General features: G+C 29.4%; 17 protein-coding genes and 4 tRNA genes. 14 read left to right on the top strand and 7 right to left on the bottom strand.

The window, feature by feature from the left end; all coding sequences use genetic code 11:
* Nucleotides 1–201: 201 nt before the first annotated feature.
* Complete coding sequence (locus tag ACH5BF_RS08065; protein WP_423273698.1) at nt 202–714, bottom strand: peptidylprolyl isomerase; 513 nt, start codon at nt 712–714, stop codon at nt 202–204.
* 10 nt (nt 715–724) lie between these two features.
* On the bottom strand, nt 725–2,599 hold the full coding sequence (locus tag ACH5BF_RS08060; protein WP_423273697.1) for a peptidoglycan D,D-transpeptidase FtsI family protein: 1,875 nt from the start codon (nt 2,597–2,599) through the stop codon (nt 725–727).
* A 28-nt stretch (nt 2,600–2,627) separates the two neighbouring features.
* On the opposite strand from ACH5BF_RS08060, the gene ACH5BF_RS08055 reads away from it, so the two are divergent.
* Both ACH5BF_RS08055 and ACH5BF_RS08050 read left to right on the top strand, forming a co-directional pair.
* Nucleotides 2,628–3,875, top strand: coding sequence for an FtsW/RodA/SpoVE family cell cycle protein (locus tag ACH5BF_RS08055; protein ID WP_423273696.1), 1,248 nt, complete (start codon nt 2,628–2,630; stop codon nt 3,873–3,875).
* Complete coding sequence (locus tag ACH5BF_RS08050; RefSeq protein WP_423273695.1) at nt 3,876–4,901, top strand: UDP-N-acetylglucosamine--N-acetylmuramyl-(pentapeptide) pyrophosphoryl-undecaprenol N-acetylglucosamine transferase; 1,026 nt, start codon at nt 3,876–3,878, stop codon at nt 4,899–4,901.
* On the opposite strand, the gene ACH5BF_RS08045 is transcribed toward ACH5BF_RS08050, so the two are convergent.
* The gene (locus ACH5BF_RS08045) at nt 4,888–5,658 is read right to left on the bottom strand and encodes an undecaprenyl-diphosphate phosphatase (protein WP_423273694.1); all 771 of its coding nucleotides are present in this window, start codon (nt 5,656–5,658) and stop codon (nt 4,888–4,890) included. The genes ACH5BF_RS08050 and ACH5BF_RS08045 overlap by 14 nt on opposite strands.
* Nucleotides 5,658–6,317, bottom strand: a complete 660-nt coding sequence (locus ACH5BF_RS08040; RefSeq protein ID WP_423273693.1) for an MqnA/MqnD/SBP family protein — start codon at nt 6,315–6,317, stop codon at nt 5,658–5,660. Before ACH5BF_RS08040 ends, ACH5BF_RS08045 begins: the two co-directional genes overlap by 1 nt.
* A 70-nt stretch (nt 6,318–6,387) precedes the next feature.
* On the opposite strand from ACH5BF_RS08040, the gene ACH5BF_RS08035 reads away from it, so the two are divergent.
* The 4 genes from ACH5BF_RS08035 (at nt 6,388) to glnA (ending at nt 9,416) form a co-directional block, all read left to right on the top strand.
* A complete protein-coding gene (locus ACH5BF_RS08035; protein ID WP_423273692.1) occupies nt 6,388–6,609 on the top strand; it encodes a MoaD/ThiS family protein in 222 nt (73 codons plus the stop codon).
* Nucleotide 6,610: 1 nt separating this feature from the next.
* On the top strand, nt 6,611–7,057 hold the full coding sequence (locus ACH5BF_RS08030; RefSeq protein WP_423273691.1) for a molybdopterin synthase catalytic subunit: 447 nt from the start codon (nt 6,611–6,613) through the stop codon (nt 7,055–7,057).
* Nucleotides 7,057–7,866 (top strand): histidinol-phosphatase, encoded by an 810-nt coding sequence (locus ACH5BF_RS08025; RefSeq protein ID WP_423273690.1) that lies wholly within the window; start codon nt 7,057–7,059, stop codon nt 7,864–7,866. Before ACH5BF_RS08030 ends, ACH5BF_RS08025 begins: the two co-directional genes overlap by 1 nt.
* A gap of 122 nt (nt 7,867–7,988) precedes the next feature.
* Entirely contained in the window at nt 7,989–9,416 is a 1,428-nt protein-coding gene (gene glnA / locus ACH5BF_RS08020) for a type I glutamate--ammonia ligase (RefSeq protein WP_423273689.1), read from the top strand.
* Nucleotides 9,417–9,499: 83 nt separating this feature from the next.
* Here the strand turns inward: glnA and ACH5BF_RS08015 are convergent, their stop codons facing one another.
* From ACH5BF_RS08015 to gpmI, 3 genes are read right to left on the bottom strand one after another with little or no spacing between them, the layout of a single operon-like run.
* On the bottom strand, nt 9,500–11,476 hold the full coding sequence (locus ACH5BF_RS08015; RefSeq protein WP_423273688.1) for a transglycosylase domain-containing protein: 1,977 nt from the start codon (nt 11,474–11,476) through the stop codon (nt 9,500–9,502).
* Nucleotides 11,477–11,478: 2 nt separating this feature from the next.
* On the bottom strand, nt 11,479–12,174 hold the full coding sequence (locus tag ACH5BF_RS08010; protein ID WP_423273687.1) for an ATP-binding cassette domain-containing protein: 696 nt from the start codon (nt 12,172–12,174) through the stop codon (nt 11,479–11,481).
* A gap of 6 nt (nt 12,175–12,180) precedes the next feature.
* The gene (gene gpmI / locus ACH5BF_RS08005; protein WP_423273686.1) at nt 12,181–13,656 is read right to left on the bottom strand and encodes a 2,3-bisphosphoglycerate-independent phosphoglycerate mutase; all 1,476 of its coding nucleotides are present in this window, start codon (nt 13,654–13,656) and stop codon (nt 12,181–12,183) included.
* A gap of 115 nt (nt 13,657–13,771) precedes the next feature.
* Between gpmI and mraY the strand changes: the two genes are divergently transcribed.
* From mraY to rpmG, 8 genes are all read left to right on the top strand, one after another.
* Nucleotides 13,772–14,833: a phospho-N-acetylmuramoyl-pentapeptide-transferase gene (mraY, locus tag ACH5BF_RS08000; RefSeq protein WP_423273703.1), complete on the top strand. Its 1,062-nt coding sequence runs from the start codon at nt 13,772–13,774 to the stop codon at nt 14,831–14,833.
* Nucleotides 14,834–14,836: 3 nt separating this feature from the next.
* Complete coding sequence (gene murD, locus ACH5BF_RS07995; protein ID WP_423273685.1) at nt 14,837–16,012, top strand: UDP-N-acetylmuramoyl-L-alanine--D-glutamate ligase; 1,176 nt, start codon at nt 14,837–14,839, stop codon at nt 16,010–16,012.
* A gap of 36 nt (nt 16,013–16,048) precedes the next feature.
* Nucleotides 16,049–16,124, top strand: a tRNA-Phe gene (locus ACH5BF_RS07990).
* 15 nt (nt 16,125–16,139) lie between these two features.
* Nucleotides 16,140–16,216: transfer RNA gene (locus ACH5BF_RS07985), tRNA-Thr, on the top strand.
* 67 nt (nt 16,217–16,283) lie between these two features.
* Nucleotides 16,284–16,368: transfer RNA gene (locus tag ACH5BF_RS07980), tRNA-Tyr, on the top strand.
* Between the two features lie 9 nt (nt 16,369–16,377).
* Nucleotides 16,378–16,454 (top strand) — tRNA-Gly (locus ACH5BF_RS07975).
* A gap of 208 nt (nt 16,455–16,662) precedes the next feature.
* Nucleotides 16,663–17,871, top strand: a complete 1,209-nt coding sequence (tuf, locus tag ACH5BF_RS07970; protein ID WP_423273684.1) for an elongation factor Tu — start codon at nt 16,663–16,665, stop codon at nt 17,869–17,871.
* Between the two features lie 9 nt (nt 17,872–17,880).
* Entirely contained in the window at nt 17,881–18,051 is a 171-nt protein-coding gene (gene rpmG, locus ACH5BF_RS07965; RefSeq protein ID WP_404305795.1) for a 50S ribosomal protein L33, read from the top strand.
* Nucleotides 18,052–18,083 lie beyond the last annotated feature (32 nt).

Here is an 18,083-nt window from a genome sequence, read left to right as displayed (position 1 = left end):
GTTCAAAACATTTTTCACATGTTTTTAACTAAGCTTTTTTTTTAGCTATTTTTTTCCCTTATTATTCTTTTTTATTTTTACTTATTTTATTTGTTTTTTTACCTATTCTTTGATGTCTCTATTCTTTGTGTATATATTTGGATAATAAAAAAGCCAAGTATTACTACTTGACTTTTATTTTATGAGTTATGTATTAGTATATTAGTTCTTTGCTTCTAAAATCTCTATAGAAACTATTTTATCACCTTGGTGAATATTATCTAAGGCTGCAAAGCTATCTGCATCATTCTCTTCAATACCACCAAATACAGTGTGACCACCATTTAAATGAGGACAAGGTACAAAGCAAATGAAGAATTGGCTTCCACCAGTATCTTTACCTGCATGAGCCATTGATAAAGAACCTCTATTATGAACTTGATTATCAGCATCAGTTTCACAAGCAATAGCCCATTCTGGTCCACCCATACCTGAACCTTCAGGACATCCACCTTGTGCCATAAATCCATCAATTACTCTATGAAAGTTTAATCCATTATAGAAACCATCATTCGCTAATGTTGCAAAATTTGCTACTGTATTTGGTGTTTCTTCGTTAAATAGTTTTAGCCAAATTACTCCATTATCTGTAGTAATTTTTGCATAGTTAAATTTAGCTAATTCATCTTTTGAATAGTTGTATTCTTTTAGTTCTTTTCTTCCGAAACCAAACATATTATTCCTTTTATTTTTTATCTGAAATTATATCTTTTTTAGGTGTGAGATAGTTTAATTTAATTAAATTTTTAGTCACTTCTTTAAATACTGGAACTGCTGACCATGAAGCATAATGGTAGTACCAATATCTACCTGTAGAAATTGGATTAATAACGGTTACACCTATTGTATATGATTTATCACCATCATTAACAAATCCAAAGAATGAAGATATATATTTTTTTAAATATTTACCTCTTCTTGCTATTTGTGCAGTACCAGTCTTCCCTCCTACAATTAAGCCATCTATTTTTGCAGCTTTACCAGTTCCTTCATCTACTGTTTTTACAAGTAAGTCTTTCATTTCATTTGCAACTTTTTTAGATATTACTTTTTGTGGCTCATCTTTATAAGGTTTATATTTATTTCCATCATGAACTAAATAATCAACAATTTTGGGTGTTATCATATATCCATCATTTTGAAATACTGTATATGCTTTAATCATTTGCATAAAAGTTGATGTCATACCTTGACCATAAGATACCGTAGCTTTAAATACATTATCTTCACCCTCTTTATCTCCCGCAGAGAATTGCCAAACTTTTGGCATTATACCTTCTCTTTCATATGGTAAATCAATTCCTGTTTCTTTTGTAATACCAAAACTTTTAAGACCTTCATAAAATTCAGGTCCTGTTAATCTTTGTGCATATTGTAAAGTACCAATATTTGATGAATATATAACTATATCATCTAATGTTAAATAGTGTTTTTTAAATCTATGGTCATCTTTAATAGTAAATCTTCCAAGTTTATATTTACCTTTTGGAAATTCACCTTTTTTATTAGGTTTACCTTTTGTATTATATGCAAACAATAGTTCGTCTTTTTTTATTCTTCCTTTATCCATTACTAAAGCTATTGAAATTGGTTTTAAAATTGAACCAGGTTCAAACTGATACTCTATGGCATTTACATTTAAAGAAGGAATATCACTTTGTTTAATATTTTCAGGATTAAATCTATTTGATGATGCTAAACTTAGAACTTTACCTGTTTTACTCTCCACAACTGATGCTATAATTTCGTCAGCACCAAGTTTTTCTTTATACATATCTAAAGTTAATTCTATATTTTTTTGAAGTTTTAAAGGAATATTTAATTTCAGTGTTGCCCCATCTATTCTTTTTCTAATTACTGAATTGTTATCAAAAGAGATATAAGACAATACATCTCTATTTCCTTTTAAAATCCCATCTTTTGATTCATTTAATACTTGATTATAACTTCTTTCTAAACCTTTTATTCCTTTAACTCTAGTTTTACCTTTTTCACTTTCAAACTTTCTAACATAACCTATTACAGGTGTTAGTGTATCTTCATAAGAGAAAAGTCTTTTTTCACCACTCTCTACTATAGTTAAACCTCTTAGAACTTTTGAGCCATTAACTGTTCTTGATACAAATACATCAAGTTTTCTTAACTTAAATGCTAACTCTTTTAAGTTTTTTGCTGTTCTTGAATCAATATTATATGAAAGTACTAAGTACCCAGGTGTTTTATCTTTTTGTAATCTAGTTTTTAGTTTTGTATAAGGAATCCCACTATAAATAGAAAATAATTGTAGAAAAAGTTCCTTTTTATCTTCTGCTAAATGTCTAGTATCAATTGATGCTTTATAGAGTTTTTTAGAAGATGCAATTTTAAAATTATCAGCACTTATAATATCACCTCTAACAGATAACTCTTTCTTTTCACTTTGAAGTGTTGGTAATCTTCGTGAGTCAGAAATTGTTTTAGAAACAGATAGTATAAGGATTAATAAAAAGAAAAATATTAGCATAAATAAAATTGCGATTTTTTTTGTTTTATTAATTTTTTCGGTATTGTTTGAAGACATATTTATCCATAATATTATATAATAGAGTATGTATTCTAACAAAATAAATATTAAATCACGACAAAAAAAAATTAATAATGTTAACGCAGATTATCCACTTTTTATATTAGTCTCTTTATTAATTGTAACTAGTATAATTTTTTCATATTCTCTTACTATATATACTGTAGAATTTTATGGATATAATCAATTCCATTTTTTTACTAGACAAGCTTTAGTTGGAATAATCGGCATTTTATTGATGTGGGGTTGTTCACTAATAGATCCTGATAAATTAATAAATAAAGTTGGTATGACCTTGTTCGTATCTTTTTTTATTTTGATGGCAATAATGCCAATTTTACCTTCATCAATGGTGACAGCTTCTGGTGGTGCAAATAGATGGATTAGACTTCCTGGTTTTTCGCTTTCACCAGTTGAGTTTTTTAAAATAGGATTTATATACTTTTTATCTTGGTCTTTTCATAGAAAAGTTATTGATCAACCTAGAAAATTAGGTTTAAAAGATGAAGCTTTACTTTTAGCACCATATTTTTTAACATTTTTTATTGTTGTTTTTATTGTTGCTTTTTTACAAAAAGATTTAGGTCAAGTAGTTCTTCTTGGAGTTATTTTAGTAGTTCTTTTAATTTTTGCTAATAGGTCATTTAAAATATTCTTGGTATTAGGTGGGGTTGCATTACTTGGTTTAGTTGGATTAATTTTAGCTGCACCTCATAGAATAAAAAGAATTTATTCTTGGTGGGCAATGGTTCAAGATAGTATTTTATCAGTAATGCCTTCATGGGCAGAGAAGTATTTAAGAATTGATGAACTTCCAGAACCCTATCAGGTATCACACTCATTAAATGCAATGCATAATGGTGGTTTTTTAGGTCAGGGTATTTCTAATGGTGATTTAAAACTTGGATTTTTATCTGAAGTTCACACGGACTTCGTTTTAGCTGGAATGACTGAAGAGATAGGTTTATTAGGTTTAGTTATTTTAGTTTCTTTAATGTTTACTATTGTTTGGCGAATTTTTAAAATTAGTAGAAGGGTTAGTAATCCAATTTACCATTTATTTACTTTAGGTATTGCTTTAATGATTATTATTGCTTTTTTAATTAATTCTTATGGAATTTCAGGAATGATTCCTATTAAGGGTATTGCCGTGCCATTTTTATCATATGGTGGTTCTTCAATGCTTGCTATGTGTTTAGCAATGGGATTAGTATTATCTATTAGTAGAGTAGTTGAGAAAGAAGATATAAAAAGAAGAAAGGTTAAAAAATAAATGGATAAATACATTGTTGTTACTGGTGGAGGTACTGGAGGCCATTTAAAAGTTGCAGATGCTTTTATAGATGAGCTTTTTAAAAAAGGTTTTAAAATTATATTTATAGGTTCAGTAAATGGGCAAGATAAATTATGGTTTGAACATGATGATAGAATTGAAAAGAAAATATTTTTAGATACTAGAGGTGTTGTAAATAAAAAAGGAATTGGAAAACTTCTTTCTCTTTTTAATATATTAAAAAAAACTATTTATTGTCTTAGTTTATATTATAAATACAAAATAAAAAAAGTGATTTCTGTAGGAGGGTTTTCTGCTGCTCCTGCTACATTTGCTTCTATAATTAAACCTTTTTGTAAACTTTTTATTCATGAACAGAATTCAAAAATGGGGAAGTTAAATGAAATTACATCTAAATTCGCTAAACAAGTTTACTCATCTTTTCATAGTTTTTCACCAATTAAAGATTATCCTGTATCAAAAGAGTTTTTTCAAAATGCAAGAGTTAGAACAGAAGTAAAAACTATTGCTTTCTTTGGAGGTTCACAAGGTGCAGTTGCAATTAATGATTTTGCAATGAATCTTAGTATTGAACTTAATAAACTTGGCATAAAAATAATTCATCAGACAGGAAAAAATGATTTTGATAGAGTAAAAGAGTTTTATGAGAAAAACGAAATAGATGTTGATGTATTTGATTTTACTAGAGATATTATTTCAAAAATGAATAAAGCTGATTTTGTAATAAGTAGAGCAGGGGCATCTACACTTTGGGAAATGTGTGCAAATAATTTACCTGCATATTTTGTTCCCTATAAATATGCAGCTGCTAATCATCAGTTTTATAATGCTAAAGATTTATATGATAAAAAAATGGCTTTTATATGTAATGAAGATGATTTAAATGTTCAAGAGTTTTTAGAAGTATTAAAAAATATTAATATTGAAGAGTTGAGCATAAGACTTAAAAACTCTATTAAGCCTCATGCTGTTGAAAATATTATTGAAGATATTATACAAAAATAGCTAGTAATACTAATCCAAATATTATTCTATAAATACCAAAAGCAACAAAAGTAAAGTTTTCTAAGAACTTAATAAAAAGCTTTATTGCTAGGTATGCTACTATAAATGATACTACAAATCCTACTGCAAGATTCATGATATTGCCAGCTGCAAATAGTTCTTCATGGTGTTTTAATAAATCATATCCAGTTGTTGCACACATAACAGGAAAGGCTAAAAGAAATGAAAACTCAGCACTCGCTTTTCTATTTAACTTAACTAGCATTGCTCCAATAATTGATGAACCAGCTCTACTTGTACCTGGAATTAAAGCAAAAATCTGAGCTACACCAATCCAAATAGCTTGTTTATATGTAACATCTTCAACATCTGTTGTATGAGTTTCTTTTTCATCATAAAACTTCTCAACAATTAAAAATACAATACCACCTATAATAAACATCCATGCCACAATTTCAATTGAGAACATAGCTTTTACTTGATCTGAAAAAATAAACCCTATTGTTGCAATTGGTAAAAATGAAATAAAAACTTTAGCCCATAAACTTATATGAGAGAAAGTAAATTTTGATGGGTAGTTTAATATTACTGCAAGAATTGCTGCAAATTGAATAATCACTTCAAAAGCTTTATTAACATTTGTTTGCTCTAAACCTAAAAATTCACTTGCTACAATCAAGTGACCTGTTGATGAAATTGGTAAAAACTCTGTTAAACCTTCTATGATACCTAATATTACAGTATCTAATACATCCATTATAAACCTTTTTCTTTTGTTAATTTAAAAAAGAGTTTTAACGCTCTTTTCTCTTTTATATTTAATTCATAATCTATTCTATCTAAATAATCTAAAATATTACTTGGTGATATTCCACTTCTTTTTGAATATTGTTTTAAAATATATTGAGGAATTTTTATTTTTCTTTTATCAAAGTTTTTAGTGATTTTTTTTAATAATCTTTCATTTGAATTAAAACATAATACAGCAAATACAAAAGGTAAATTATATGTGTCTTGCCATCTTTTAGCTAAATCAATAAAGTTTTTATCTTTATTATCATGATAATACTTTAATGCCTTATCTCCGATTAGAACCTTCCCTTCAAGCTCCAAAACTTTTGCTAAAGCATTTGAAGTATCACTTTGGTAGTCTTTTTCATATTCTCCAGGAATTAGTAAAACTGATAGCACTTCCCTTTTTGCAACAATTCCAAGATTAAATTTTTTTTCATTTCTTGAAGCAATAGATGAAATAAAAGCTGCATCTACTTCTCTTTTTTTGAATCTTTTATTGATAGCTGAAGGATAAGATTTTTTATAATTTATTATAGATTTAATTTGATTTGATTTAATATTTTTTTTTATATGTATATTAAAAGGTAATAGATTTATGAAATCAATTTTCGCAAATATCATTTAATTTGAGTCATCCTTTTATTAAATTTAATTCGATATAATACTCAAAAATATGTAAAAAGGGGTTAAAGTGGTTAAGGTAGAATTTCTTGGACCTATTAATAAAGATTCGTTAGATTTAGATATTGATAACTTATCACAACTAAGTGAAATATTAAAAAATGATAAAGATGTTTCTTCGTGGCTTGAAACATGTGCAGTTGCTGTAAATGATACATTAGTAACAACAAAAGATGTTTCTTTAAATGATGGAGATAAAATCTCTTTATTACCTCCAGTATGTGGTGGATAATATGAATGATAAACTAATTTTATGTGAAGGTGCACTTAATGTAAATGAGATAAACTCAAAATGGTATGATGAGTTTAAAAACTCTAATTATGGTGCTATTATCACTTTTGTTGGTGTTGTAAGAGATGAAGATAATATTGATGGTCTATCATTTGATATATATGAACCAATACTAAAATCTTGGTTCAACTCTTGGCAAGAAAAAGCTGCCTCAAAAAATGCCATTGTTTTAATGGCTCATTCAAAAGGTGATGTTTTAAATCATGAAAGTTCATATATTGCTGCTGTATGTTCTCCAAAAAGAAGAGTTGCTTTAGAAATGATTGATGAATTTGTTGAGGATTTCAAGGCACAAGCTCCTATTTGGAAGTATGATATTTTAAATGGAAAAAGAGTTTATGCAAGTGATAGAAGTACAGCAATCAATGGTGCAGGGATATTAAATTAATGAGAGTTGATTTACATAACCATACAATTCTTTGTAATCATGCAGATGGTACAGTTGAAGAGTATATTAAAAGAGCTATAGAATTAGGAATTGATGTTTATGGTTTTACTGATCATGCACCAATGGATTTTGACCCAAAATATAGAATGTCTTTATCTCATAAAGAGTTTTACGAAAATACAATATTACATTTTAAAAAGATTTATGAAAAAGATATAAATATATTATTGGGATATGAAGTTGATTTTATGCAAAATGTTCCAATGCTAGATGAGATACTTAATTCAAAAGTAGATTACTTAATTGGTTCAATTCATTTTTTAGAACCTAAAAAAAATAGTAATGATAATGAGCCTTGGGGATTTGATAATCCAGAATTTATTGGTAAATATGAGAAAAAAAATATTGATGATATTTGGATTGATTACTTTGAAGCAATAAGACTTCTTGCTAAATGTGGAAAGTTTGATATTGTTGGACATTTAGATTTAATTAAAGTATTTAAATATTTACCTAAAAAAGATATAAGAGTTATTGCAAAAGATGCAATGAATCAAATCAAAGAATCAAATATGGTTATTGAAGTTAATAGTGCAGGTTTGAGAAAACCAATTGAACAACCATATCCTTCAAAAGAACTTTTAGAAATGGCTTATGAATTAGAAATTCCAATTACTTTCTCTTCTGATGCCCATAATATTGAGCAAATAGGCTTTGCTTACGATGAAGTAACAAATTTAGCTAAAGAGATTGGCTATAAAAAGTGTATATATTTTAACAATAGAGATAAAATAGAAGTATCTTTTTAAATAAAATAGTTTCAAAAGTATAATATTTTATACTATTGTATATTTTTTATACAGTATTTTTATCTTAGTTTTTTTAAATTTCGATACAATATTTACATTAATTATTTCAAGGAGTTAAAACTATGGGTAAGTTTGTAAACAGTACTGAAGAGTTTTTTAAATATTGTGAAGAGAATGAAGTAAAATTCGTTGACTTTAGATTTACAGATATGAAAGGTATGTGGCATCACATTTCTTACATGATGAGTGCTGTAACACAAGAACAGTTAGATTTTGGTATGCCTTTTGATGGTTCATCTGTTGATGCATGGCAACCAATTAATAAATCAGATATGATCTTAAAGCCAGATGTAGAAACTGCATTCTTAGATCCATTTACTGCTGATTCTACAATTATTGTAATCTGTGACGTTTATGATATCTATAAAGGTCAAATGTATGAAAAATGTCCAAGATCTATTGCTAAGAAATCTTTAACTCACTTAGATGAGCAAGGTCTTGGTGATGTTGCTTACTTCGGACCAGAAAATGAATTCTTTATTTTTGATGATGTTAAGATTATTGATTCAATCAATGAGTCTTACTACAAAGTAGATTCAGAAGAGGGTGTATGGTCAGATAACACTGATTACGAATTAGGAAATATGGGTCATAGACCAAGAACTAAAGGTGGATACTTCCCAGTTCAACCAACTGATTCAATGGTTGATTTAAGAGCTGAAATGATGCAAGTATTAGAGCAAGTTGGTTTAGAAGTTATGTTAGGACACCACGAAGTTGCACAAGCACAAGGTGAAATTGGTATTAAATTCGGAACTTTAGTTGAAGCTGCAGATAACGTACAAAAATACAAGTATGTTTGTAAAATGGTTGCACACTTAAATGGTAAATCTTGTACATTTATGCCTAAGCCATTATTTGGTGATAACGGAAATGGTATGCACGTACACCAATCAATCTGGAAAGATGGTAAAAACTTATTCTACAAAGAGGGTGAGTATGGAAACCTTTCAGATACTGCTAGACACTATGTAGGTGGAATCTTCAAGCACGCTAGAGCAGTTGCTGCGTTTACTAACCCATCAACTAACTCATACAAAAGATTAATTCCAGGATTTGAAGCTCCTTCAATTTTAACTTACTCTTCTCAAAATAGATCTGCATCTTGTAGAGTTCCTTATGGAGCAGGTGAAATGGCAACAAGAATTGAGATGAGATTCCCAGATTCAACTGCTTGTCCTTACTTAGCATTCGCTGCTATGTTAATGGCTGGATTAGACGGTATTGCTAATAAAGTTGAACCAATTGGTCCAATGGATGAAGATTTATTCGAAATGCCATTAGATGAAATTAGAGAAAGAAATATTCCTCAAATGCCTCACACTTTAAGAGGTTCTTTAGAAGCATTAATTAGAGATAATGATTTCTTAAAACCAGTATTCACTCAAGAGATGATTGATACTTACCAACACTACAAATTTGAAACACAAGTTTGGCCTTACGAAGCTAGACCAACTGCATTTGAATTTGCTTCAACTTATTCTTGTTAATAAGATAAGTTTTATAAAACAAAAAAGGCAAGCTCATTTGAGCTTGCCTTTTTTTATGTTTATAATAAAAAAATAATAGAGTATTAGAACTCTATTACTTCTTGTTCTGGATCTTCTGGAACAATAGTTACTTCAATCTCAGGTAATGGTGATTTATCTGTATAGTATTCAAGTTTTCCATTGATTTTTGATTCATGAACATTATTAGGTTTTTCAAATGTTCTAGGAATTTCAGGATGAATTTTTAAATATTCTTTATAAAAATGTGCAAAAGCAGGTGTTGGTGTTTTTCCACCCGTTTCACTCTTTCTCATAGGTGTATTATCATCTTTTCCAAACCATATTATAGTTTGTATTGATGGTGAATATCCACAAAACCATGCATCAACATTATCATTTGTAGTTCCAGTTTTTCCTGCAAGTTCAATTCCATCAACTTGTGCTCTTCTTCCTGTACCTCTTTGTACAACATCTTTTAAAATAGAAGTTATTAGGAAAGTTTGTTCTGGAGTATTAATCTCTTTTGTCTCAGGTTCGAAAGTGATTTTTTTACCATCTTTATTTGTTATTGACTCAATTATATATGGTTTAACTATAGTTCCATTATTTGAGAATGCACTAAAATATTCACTTAGTTGTAGCGGAGAAACTGACATAGAACCTAATGTGATAGATAAGTCATTAGGCATACCTGTAAAACCGTACTCTTGTAAAGATTTATACATAATATCAATCCCTGTATCTGTAACAAGATTTACAGTAGATAGATTTCTTGATTGAACTAGTGAATCTCTTAGATTAATAAAACCTTTAAATCTACCACCATAATTTTTTGGTTGCCATTTCTTTTCATTACCATTTGCATCTTTATAATCATATGTTCTACTAATATCAACAAGTTTTGATGCTGGATTTAAACCTTCATTTAATGCTGTTTGATATAAAAATGGTTTTATTGCAGAACCTGGTTGTCTTCTTGCTTGAACAGCTCTATTAAACATTGATTCCTTATAATCAATTCCACCAACTAAAGCAAGGATTTTTCCAGTACTACTATCTATTGATACTAATGCACCATTTAATTTTTCAACATAGTAATTATTTTCTAAATCTTTTTCTTTTTCTCTATAATATTTATCTCTTTCTAAAGCTTGTTCATATGATTTTTGTAAAGCTTGTTTAGCAATATCTTGAGCATCTAAATCGATTGTTAATCTAACATCATATCCCCCATATTGAATATCTGGAATATCATCTTTTAATATTTTTAAAACATAATCAATTATATAAGGTGCTTTATTTTTAGTAAGTGTTTGACTATATACAATTGGTGTTTCTTTTATTGAATGTTCATATTGCTCTTTATTAATCCATCCAAGAGTATTTAATCTTGTAATTACTTGATTAGCTCTTGCAAGTGAAATTTTTAGATTTTTTGTAGGGTCATAAAAACTTGGAGCTCTAGGAAGTCCTACTAGAATACTCATTTCTTTTAAAGATAATTCATATAAATCTTTTTTAAAGTAACCCTTTGCAGCAGTTTTTATACCATAATAACCATGACCAAAATAAACGTTATTTAAGTATCTCTCTAAAATCTCTTCTTTTGTTAATATTGTTTCAAGTCTTATTGATAATAAAGCTTCTTTAATTTTTCTTATTAGCTTTTTTTCTCTTGATAAAACAAGCATTTTTACAAGTTGTTGTGTTAGTGTTGAAGCTCCTTCAACATAACCTCCTGCTTTGATGTTTTTTATCATAGCTCTTGAAATAGCATCTGGATTAACACCATGATGTTCAAAAAATTGAGTATCTTCGATTGCTACTAGACCTTCAATAATTCTTGCAGGAATATCATCATACTTTACATATTCTCGGTTTTCACCTTCAAATATATTAGCAATTAGTCTTCCATCTTTGTCATAAAACTGTGTACTTTGTTTTGGATTATAATTAACTACTTTATCAACATCATGTTTAATTTCATCATATAAAGTATAAAGCCAACCAAGTGTAACTAAACCAATTATAACAAAGAATCCAAATATATATTTTATCATTCTTATTTCCTGAAATCCTTATTTTTAAAATTAGAATCAATCAATTTTTTTGTATATTCATTTTTAGGGTTATTTAGTATTTCTAGGCAAGAACCTTGTTCTACTATTTCACCTTTATTTATAATAACTATATTAGTACATAAATCTTTTATTGATTCTATATCATGAGTAACAAAAAGTATAAGTATATTTAACTTTTTTACTAACTGATCAACCAACTTTATGATATTTTCTTTATTTTTTGCATCAAGTGCAGTTGTTGGCTCATCAAGAAGTAAGAGTTTTATATTTTTACTAAGAGCTATGGCAATAATAACTCTTTGTATTTGACCACCACTTAATTGATTTGGAAATTTATTTAAAACATCTTTTTCTAAATCAACTAGTTTTAAAAGTTCAAGCTGTTTTTCTTTTTTGCAAAAAAACTGTTTAGAGATTTTAGTCATAGGAGAAAGTGAAGTAAAAGGATTTTGAGGAATGAAACCAATAGTTTCATAGTTTAAAGGAAATGAAGAGTTAATTTCTTTTTCAATATTTAAACTTTGTGGTAGTAAATTTAAAATACTTTTTAAAGTCAATGACTTTCCACTACCACTTTCTCCAATTAGTGCTGTTGAACTATTGATATTAAATGCAATATCAACTAATGTATTATCTTTGTAAGAAATTTTTAGTTTATTAATATCAATATTCAACATAATAGATTAAACTAATGCCTCATCCATTTCTTTTGGAATGTCTAAATTCATAAGTTTTAAAACAGTAGGTGCAATATTATTTAAGCTACCATTTTTTACTTCTTTTATATCTTTAGCAATCACAAAACAGAATACATCTCCAACTGTATGATTTGTAAGAGTATTTCCATCTTTGTCTCTCATCATTTCACAATTTCCATGATCTGATGTTAAAACAATATTATAATCTTTCTCTTTTGCTTTTTCAATAATAAGTCCAAGTTCTTTATCTACAGCTTCAACAGCTTTAATTCCAGCATCATAAACACCTGTATGTCCTACCATATCTCCATTTGCAAAGTTTACAACTACAAAATCAGTCTCTTCATCCATTGCTTTTCTAACAGTATCTCCAACTTCAGGTGCTGACATTTCAGGTTGTAAATCATATGTGGCAACATTAGGAGAAGGGATTAAAACTCTGCTTTCATTTAATACAGGTTCTTCAACACCACCGTTAAAGAAGAATGTAACATGAGCATATTTTTCAGTTTCAGCAGTATGAAGTTGATTTAATCCAGCATTTGAAATTACTTCTGCTAAAGTATTTTTTGGAGACTCTTTAGGGAAAAGTACTGGTAAAGGAAGATTCTTATCATATGATGTCATTGTTGCAAGATTTAGTTTATTTGCAAATCTTGGAAATGCTGAAAAGTTTTCATCACCTAATGCTGATGATAATTCTCTCATTCTATCACTTCTAAAATTACAGAAAATAATTCCATCATTCTCTTTTAAACCATTGTAACCTTCAAAAGCACATGGTAATATAAATTCATCAAAAATATCTTCACTATATGAATCTTTAATATAATCAAGTGGAGATTTTGTAGTTTTTGGTAAACCTAATGCCATTGCATCGTGACCTTTTTGAACTCTGTCCCATCTTTGATCTCTATCCATTGAGTAATATCTTCCTGCAATTGTTGCAATTTTAATATCTTCATCACAAATATCTATAATTTGTTGAACATATTTACTTGCACAATCAGGAGCAACATCTCTACCATCTGTAATCATGTGTATATAAACTTTTTTACCACTGTTTTTAGCAATTTTGGCAATTCCAATTATATGATTAATATGAGAATGAACACCACCATCACTTAATAAACCAACTAAATGAATATTATTTGAACTATTTAATGTAGTATTTAATATTTCATTATCTTTTAAAGTATTATCTTCTAATGCAATATTAATTTTTACTAAATCTTGATATAAAGTTCTACCACTACCAATTGTCATATGTCCCACTTCAGAATTTCCCATTTGTCCATCAGGTAACCCTACATGTTTACCATAAGTGTGAATATAAGAATAAGGTACATTTTCAAATAAATAATCATATGTTGGAGTATTAGCATTTGCAAATGCATTATACTCATTAGAGTCGTTATGTCCAATACCATCTGTAATTATTAGAATTGTCTTGTTTGCCATTGTTTAAACCTTTTAAAAACTATAATATAATATAATCGCATGGATTATATCAAAATGTAGGAATATGTTTGCTGAAAACATTAATACTGCATTAGTACAAAATGAAGGTTTAAGATTGTTTTATTGGTTTTATAGACATCTAGATATTAATATCTTTCAATATATATCAGTTAGAGCTGGTATTAGTTTTTTTATTGCTTTTTTACTCACAATGTATTTATTGCCAAAGTTCATCACTTGGGCAAAATCAAAAAAAGCTTCTCAACCTATTTATGACTTAGCTCCTGAATCACATAAGGGAAAAGTTGGTACTCCAACTATGGGAGGAGTAGTTTTTATTTTTGCAACAATTATTGCTACTTTATTAACTGCAAAGCTTAACAATTTTTATATTGTAGGTGGTCTACTTACTATTGGTTTATTCTCATTAATTGGAATACAAGATGACTATTCAAAAATATCAAATGACAAGAATGATGCTGGTTTAAGTGCTAGAGGTAAACTTGTATTGCAGATATTAAGTGCTGTATTAGTAGTTTTGGTTCTATATTTTTATGAACATACAACTACACTTTATACACCATTTTATAAACTTCCATTATTTGATATGGGATTATTTTCACTTGCATTTTGGGTACTTGTTTTAGTTGCTACATCTAATGCTGTTAATTTAACTGATGGATTGGATGGATTAGCTACAGTTCCATCTATAATGGCATTTTTTACATTATCAGCTTTAGTTTACGTAACAGGACATGCAATTATTGCAGGATATTTATTACTTCCTAATATACAAATAGCAGGAGAATTAGCAGTAATGGGTGCAGCTATTTCAGGAGCACTTATAGCTTTCTTATGGTTTAACTCTCATCCAGCACAAGTATTTATGGGTGATAGTGGCTCATTGCCAATTGGAGCATTTATGGGATATATGGCTGTTGTTGCTAAGTCTGAAATCTTATTACTTTTAATAGGATTTATTTTTGTCTTAGAAACAGTTTCCGTAATCTTACAGGTTGGTTCATATAAATTAAGACAAAAAAGAGTTTTCTTAATGGCACCAATACATCATCATTTTGAAGAAAAAGGTTGGAAAGAGAATAAGATTATTGTTAGATTCTGGATAATCTCTTTTATGACAAATCTTTTAGCTTTAATGAGTTTAAAAATTAGGTAAATAATGGATTATAATCAAAGAATAAGAGTGTTAGGTAAAGGCTTAACAGCTCAAGCAATCAAAAACAAATTCCCAAACTCTATTTTATATGATGATAGTGATTTTAGTGAATATGATAAAAATAGTAATGAACTAACAGTAGTTAGTCCTGGTATACCACCTTTTAATGAAATGATTAAATCTTCAAAGAATATTGTAAGTGATTATGATTTATTTGCTAATGATATGCCTTTTTCAATTTGGATTAGTGGAACAAATGGAAAAACAACTACTACTCAAATGTGTCAACATATATTAAAAGAAAAAGGAAGCCAATATGGTGGGAATATTGGTACACCAGTTTCAAATTTAAATCTAGATAGTTCAATTTGGATTTTAGAAACATCTTCTTTTACTTTTCATTATACAAATAAAGCAAAACCAAATCTATATTTATTATTACCTATATCTGAAGATCATATATCATGGCATGGATCATACAAAGAATATAAAAAAGCTAAATTAAAACCCATAACTATGATGAGCGAAGGGGAAATAGCAATAATACCCTATGAGTTTAAAGATATTGAAACAAAAGCAACACTTATTACATATAAAAATAGTGATGACTTATGTGAAAAATTTCATATTGATAAAAACAAAATTAAATTTAAAGAGCCATTCTTATTAGATGCACTTCTTGCATTATGTGCTAAAAAGATAGTTTTTGATGAAATAGATTATGAAAGTATTAATACTTTTATTGTAGATAAGCATAAAGTTGAAGAGTTTGAAGATAATATGAATAGGCTGTGGATAGATGATAGTAAAGCTACAAATGTAGATGCTACTATAAATGCAATTAAACCTTATTCTGATAAAAATATCCATATAATATTAGGTGGAGATGACAAAGGTGCAGATTTAAAACCTCTTTTTGAATATATAAAAGACCTAAATATTACAATTTATGCAATAGGAACTAATACAAATAGACTACTTTTACTTGCAAAAGAGTATAAAATCACAGCAAATAAGTGTGAAATCCTAGAAAACGCAGTAAATTTAATAAATAAAAATCATAATGAAAATAGTCTAGGAATGCTGTCTCCATCGGCTGCCTCGCTTGATCAATTTTCATCTTATAAACAAAGAGGAGAAGAATTTAAAAGATTGGTTTTTAATTTAAGGAAAAATTAATAAACTAATGTGTATACTTTCACTCCAATTTGAGAGGGTTCGATAGCTCAGTCGGTAGAGCAAAGGATTGAAAATCCTTGTGTCGGCAGTTCGATTCTGCCTCGAACCACCATTCAAATTTTTTGGCGCTGGTGTAGCTCAGTTGGCTAGAGCAGCTGATTTGTAATCAGCAGGTCGGGGGTTCAAGTCCCTTCACCAGCTCCATTTTTAATAATGTCGTGCGTAGTCTTAAAGACCAGCGCTTGACCAGAACAATAATTTTTTTAATATCGGTGAGGTTGGAGAGTGGTCAAATCCTGCGGATTGTAAATCCGCCGCCTACGGCTTCGAAGGTTCAAATCCTTCCCTCACCACCATTTAAATGAGCGGGAGTAGCTCAGTTGGCTAGAGCCTCTGCCTTCCAAGCAGATTGTCGCGAGTTCGAGTCTCGTCTCCCGCTCCATTTATTTTTATTGTTTACTGGGAGCTGAGTTATAAGCACATTTTTTTATAACTCTACATAAAAATTACTCCCATTAAAGTTTATTTTAGTATTTTTTTAATATAATACACGTCACAAAACAAAATAATAGTAATCCCCTCTGAATAGAGAAGCCAATGGGCTTATCTACTCAGAGGGCTATAACCACAAATTTTAGAAGGGGAATTTTATGGCAAAAGAAAAATTCGAAAGAAGTAAGCCACACGTAAATATTGGTACAATTGGACACGTTGACCACGGTAAAACTACATTAACAGCAGCGATCACTATGTGTTTAGGTTTAAAAACTGGTGCAGCTACAATGGATTATGATCAAATTGATAACGCTCCAGAAGAAAGAGAAAGAGGAATTACTATTGCTACTTCTCACGTTGAGTACGAAACTGAAACTAGACACTACGCTCACGTAGATTGTCCAGGTCACGCCGATTATGTTAAAAACATGATTACTGGTGCTGCACAAATGGATGGAGCGATCTTAGTTATTGCTGCAACTGATGGACCAATGGCTCAAACTAGAGAGCACATCTTATTATCTAAGCAAGTAGGTGTACCTTACATCGTTGTTTTCTTAAACAAAGAAGATCAATTAGATGACGAAGATAAAGAAGAGATGTTAGAATTAGTTGAAATGGAAGTAAGAGAATTACTTTCTGAGTACGACTTCCCAGGTGATGATACTCCAATCGTTGCAGGTTCTGCATTCCAAGCATTAGAAGAAGCTAAAGCTGGTAACGCTGGTGAGTGGTCTGAAAAGATTTATAACTTAATGGCTGAAGTTGATGCTTATATCCCAACTCCAGAAAGATCTACTGATAAAGATTACTTAATGCCTGTTGAAGATGTATTCTCAATTGCAGGTAGAGGTACAGTTGTAACTGGTGCTATTAACCAAGGTACAGTTAGATTAGGTGATACTATTGAAATCGTTGGATTAAAAGATACTCAAACTACTACAGTTACTGGTATTGAAATGTTCAGAAAAGAAATGGATTACGCTGAAGCTGGTGATAACGCTGGTATTCTTTTAAGAGGTATCAAAAAAGAAGACGTACAAAGAGGACAAGTTCTTGTTAAGCCAGGATCTATTACTCCACATACTGTATTTAAAGGTGAGGTATATATCTTATCTAAAGAGGAAGGTGGTAGACACACTCCATTCTTCTCAGGATATAGACCACAATTCTATGTAAGAACAACAGACGTAACTGGTTCTTGTACTTTACCAGAAGGTACTGAAATGGTTATGCCAGGTGATAACGTTGAAATGACTGTTAATCTTGTTGCTCCAATCGCTCTTGATAAGGGAACTAAGTTCGCTATTAGAGAAGGTGGTAGAACTGTAGGTGCAGGTGTTGTTTCTGAAATCATCGAATAAGGTTGATTGATGGCAAACGGAGTAAGAATTAAAATCGGACTAAAATGTCAAGAGTGTGGTGATATTAACTACACTACGACAAAAAATCCTAAGACTCACACTGAAAAGTTTGAGACTAAGAAATATAGTCCAAGATTAAAAAAACACACTTTACACAAAGAAGTAAAACTTAAGTCGTAAGACTTTATATCAAGGCTTGATTTTCAAGCCTT

Source organism: Arcobacter pernae (assembly GCF_049472135.1).
Lineage (GTDB): Bacteria > Campylobacterota > Campylobacteria > Campylobacterales > Arcobacteraceae > Arcobacter_B.
The sequence above is the reverse complement of the archived record's forward strand: the minus strand, read 5'-3'. Positions and strand labels throughout refer to the sequence as shown.